Below are 4,944 nucleotides of genomic sequence, written 5' to 3' on the forward strand. Positions count from 1 at the left end.
GTAAACATTCACGGAGAGTTTGATCCTGGCTCAGGACGAACGCTGGCGGCGTGCTTAACACATGCAAGTCGAACGATGAAGCCCTTCGGGGTGGATTAGTGGCGAACGGGTGAGTAACACGTGGGCAATCTGCCCTTCACTCTGGGACAAGCCCTGGAAACGGGGTCTAATACCGGATAACACCGGCCTCCGCATGGAGGCTGGTTGAAAGCTCCGGCGGTGAAGGATGAGCCCGCGGCCTATCAGCTTGTTGGTGGGGTAATGGCCCACCAAGGCGACGACGGGTAGCCGGCCTGAGAGGGCGACCGGCCACACTGGGACTGAGACACGGCCCAGACTCCTACGGGAGGCAGCAGTGGGGAATATTGCACAATGGGCGAAAGCCTGATGCAGCGACGCCGCGTGAGGGATGACGGCCTTCGGGTTGTAAACCTCTTTCAGCAGGGAAGAAGCGAAAGTGACGGTACCTGCAGAAGAAGCGCCGGCTAACTACGTGCCAGCAGCCGCGGTAATACGTAGGGCGCAAGCGTTGTCCGGAATTATTGGGCGTAAAGAGCTCGTAGGCGGCTTGTCACGTCGGGTGTGAAAGCCCGGGGCTTAACCCCGGGTCTGCATCCGATACGGGCAGGCTAGAGTGTGGTAGGGGAGATCGGAATTCCTGGTGTAGCGGTGAAATGCGCAGATATCAGGAGGAACACCGGTGGCGAAGGCGGATCTCTGGGCCATTACTGACGCTGAGGAGCGAAAGCGTGGGGAGCGAACAGGATTAGATACCCTGGTAGTCCACGCCGTAAACGTTGGGAACTAGGTGTTGGCGACATTCCACGTCGTCGGTGCCGCAGCTAACGCATTAAGTTCCCCGCCTGGGGAGTACGGCCGCAAGGCTAAAACTCAAAGGAATTGACGGGGGCCCGCACAAGCAGCGGAGCATGTGGCTTAATTCGACGCAACGCGAAGAACCTTACCAAGGCTTGACATATACCGGAAAGCATTAGAGATAGTGCCCCCCTTGTGGTCGGTATACAGGTGGTGCATGGCTGTCGTCAGCTCGTGTCGTGAGATGTTGGGTTAAGTCCCGCAACGAGCGCAACCCTTGTCCTGTGTTGCCAGCATGCCCTTCGGGGTGATGGGGACTCACAGGAGACCGCCGGGGTCAACTCGGAGGAAGGTGGGGACGACGTCAAGTCATCATGCCCCTTATGTCTTGGGCTGCACACGTGCTACAATGGCCGGTACAAAGAGCTGCGATGCCGCGAGGCGGAGCGAATCTCAAAAAGCCGGTCTCAGTTCGGATTGGGGTCTGCAACTCGACCCCATGAAGTCGGAGTTGCTAGTAATCGCAGATCAGCATTGCTGCGGTGAATACGTTCCCGGGCCTTGTACACACCGCCCGTCACGTCACGAAAGTCGGTAACACCCGAAGCCGGTGGCCCAACCCCTTGTGGGAGGGAGCTGTCGAAGGTGGGACTGGCGATTGGGACGAAGTCGTAACAAGGTAGCCGTACCGGAAGGTGCGGCTGGATCACCTCCTTTCTAAGGAGCACAGTACCGATTGCAGACAAACGTTCTGCACGGTCAGCTCATGGGTGGAACGTTGATTAGTTGGCACAGTCGGTGACCGAGAAACCGTTAGTACTGCTTCGGCGTGGAACACGGGATTCGAGGAACGGGCTGTGCTTGGCACGTTGTTGGGTATCTGAGGGTACGGCCGTAAGGTTTGTATCTTCGCGATGCCGGCCCCAGTGAACTCGCCTTGTAGGGCGGGGTGATGGGTGGCTGGTCGTTGCTTGAGAACTACACAGTGGACGCGAGCATCTGTGGCCAAGTTTTTAAGGGCGCACGGTGGATGCCTTGGCACCAGGAACCGATGAAGGACGTGGGAGGCCACGATAGTCCCCGGGGAGCCGTCAACCAGGCTTTGATCCGGGGGTTTCCGAATGGGGAAACCCGGCAGTCGTCATGGGCTGTCACCCATGCCTGAACACATAGGGCATGTGGAGGGAACGAGGGGAAGTGAAACATCTCAGTACCCTCAGGAAGAGAAAACAACCGTGATTCCGGGAGTAGTGGCGAGCGAAACCGGATGAGGCCAAACCGTATGCGTGTGATACCCGGCAGGGGTTGCGCATGCGGGGTTGTGGGATCTCTCTTCTGTCGTCTGCCGGCGACAGGACGAGTCAGAAACCGTTGATGTAGGCGAAGGACATGCGAAAGGTCCGGCGTAGAGGGTAAGACCCCCGTAGCTGAAACATCAACGGCTCGTTTGAGAGACACCCAAGTAGCACGGGGCCCGAGAAATCCCGTGTGAATCTGGCGGGACCACCCGCTAAGCCTAAATATTCCCTGGTGACCGATAGCGGATAGTACCGTGAGGGAATGGTGAAAAGTACCGCGGGAGCGGAGTGAAATAGTACCTGAAACCGTGTGCCTACAAGCCGTGGGAGCGTCGCTCATTGGGTTTACCCAATGGGTCGTGACTGCGTGCCTTTTGAAGAATGAGCCTGCGAGTTTGCGGTGTGTTGCGAGGTTAACCCGTGTGGGGAAGCCGTAGCGAAAGCGAGTCCGAATAGGGCGATTCAGTAGCACGCTCAAGACCCGAAGCGGAGTGATCTAGCCATGGGCAGGTTGAAGCGGAGGTAAGACTTCGTGGAGGACCGAACCCACCAGGGTTGAAAACCTGGGGGATGACCTGTGGTTAGGGGTGAAAGGCCAATCAAACTCCGTGATAGCTGGTTCTCCCCGAAATGCATTTAGGTGCAGCGTCGTGTGTTTCTTACCGGAGGTAGAGCACTGGATAGGCGATGGGCCCTACCGGGTTACTGACCTTAGCCAAACTCCGAATGCCGGTAAGTGAGAGCGCGGCAGTGAGACTGTGGGGGATAAGCTCCATGGTCGAGAGGGAAACAGCCCAGAGCATCGACTAAGGCCCCTAAGCGTACGCTAAGTGGGAAAGGATGTGGAGTCGCAGAGACAACCAGGAGGTTGGCTTAGAAGCAGCCACCCTTGAAAGAGTGCGTAATAGCTCACTGGTCAAGTGATTCCGCGCCGACAATGTAGCGGGGCTCAAGCGTACCGCCGAAGTCGTGTCATTGCAGCAATAAGCCCCAACGGGTGCTGTGATGGGTAGGGGAGCGTCGTGTGCCGGGTGAAGCAGCCGCGGAAGCGAGTTGTGGACGGTTCACGAGTGAGAATGCAGGCATGAGTAGCGATACACACGTGAGAAACGTGTGCGCCGATTGACTAAGGGTTCCTGGGTCAAGCTGATCTGCCCAGGGTAAGTCGGGACCTAAGGCGAGGCCGACAGGCGTAGTCGATGGACAACCGGTTGATATTCCGGTACCCGCTTTGAAACGCCCAATATCGAGCCCATTAATGCTAAGCCCGTGAAGCCGTTCCGGACCCTTCGGGGAAAGGAAAGTGGTGGAGCCGGCGAACCAAGGTGGTAGTAGGTAAGCGATGGGGTGACGCAGGAAGGTAGTCCAGCCCGGGCGGTGGTTGTCCCGGGGTAAGGGTGTAGGCCGTGTGGTAGGCAAATCCGTCACACGTTAAGGCTGAGACCTGATGCCGAGCCGATTGTGGTGAAGTGGATGATCCTATGCTGTCGAGAAAAGCCTCTAGCGAGTTTCATGGCGGCCCGTACCCTAAACCGACTCAGGTGGTCAGGTAGAGAATACCGAGGCGTTCGGGTGAACTATGGTTAAGGAACTCGGCAAAATGCCCCCGTAACTTCGGGAGAAGGGGGGCCACGTCTGGTGATGAGTCTTGCACTCTGAGCTGGGGGTGGCCGCAGAGACCAGCGAGAAGCGACTGTTTACTAAAAACACAGGTCCGTGCGAAGCCGTAAGGCGATGTATACGGACTGACGCCTGCCCGGTGCTGGAACGTTAAGGGGACCGGTTAGTGACCTTTCGGGGTTGCGAAGCTGAGAACTTAAGCGCCAGTAAACGGCGGTGGTAACTATAACCATCCTAAGGTAGCGAAATTCCTTGTCGGGTAAGTTCCGACCTGCACGAATGGCGTAACGACTTCTCGACTGTCTCAACCATAGGCCCGGTGAAATTGCACTACGAGTAAAGATGCTCGTTTCGCGCAGAAGGACGGAAAGACCCCGGGACCTTTACTACAGTTTGATATTGGTGTTCGGTTCGGCTTGTGTAGGATAGGTGGGAGACTTTGAAGCAGCCACGCCAGTGGTTGTGGAGTCGCCGTTGAAATACCACTCTGGTCGTGCTGGATGTCTAACCTCGGTCCGTGATCCGGATCAGGGACAGTGTCTGATGGGTAGTTTAACTGGGGCGGTTGCCTCCCAAAGGGTAACGGAGGCGCCCAAAGGTTCCCTCAGCCTGGTTGGCAATCAGGTGTTGAGTGTAAGTGCACAAGGGAGCTTGACTGTGAGACCGACGGGTCGAGCAGGGACGAAAGTCGGGACTAGTGATCCGGCGGTGGCTTGTGGAAGCGCCGTCGCTCAACGGATAAAAGGTACCCCGGGGATAACAGGCTGATCTTCCCCAAGAGTCCATATCGACGGGATGGTTTGGCACCTCGATGTCGGCTCGTCGCATCCTGGGGCTGGAGTCGGTCCCAAGGGTTGGGCTGTTCGCCCATTAAAGCGGTACGCGAGCTGGGTTTAGAACGTCGTGAGACAGTTCGGTCCCTATCCTCTGTGCGCGTAGGAATATTGAGAAGGGCTGTCCCTAGTACGAGAGGACCGGGACGGACGAACCTCTGGTGTGCCAGTTGTCCTGCCAAGGGCATGGCTGGTTGGCTACGTTCGGGAGGGATAACCGCTGAAAGCATCTAAGCGGGAAGCCTGCTTCGAGATGAGTATTCCCACCTCCTTGAGAGGGTAAGGCTCCCAGTAGACGACTGGGTTGATAGGCCGGATGTGGAAGCCCAGTAATGGGTGGAGCTGACCGGTACTAATAGGCCGAGGGCTTGTCCTCA

The 4,944-nt window shown here is 57.3% G+C and carries 2 rRNA genes; both read left to right on the plus strand.

Annotated elements, in window-relative coordinates:
* Positions 1-7 precede the first annotated feature (7 nt).
* Positions 8-1,533 (plus strand): 16S ribosomal RNA (locus ACWCO8_RS37000).
* A gap of 286 nt (positions 1,534-1,819) precedes the next feature.
* Positions 1,820-4,943 (plus strand): 23S ribosomal RNA (locus ACWCO8_RS37005).
* Together the 16S and 23S rRNA genes form the textbook arrangement of a ribosomal RNA operon.
* The last annotated feature ends 1 nt before the right edge of the window (position 4,944 follow it).

It is taken from the genome of Streptomyces sp. NPDC001927 (assembly GCF_053594455.1).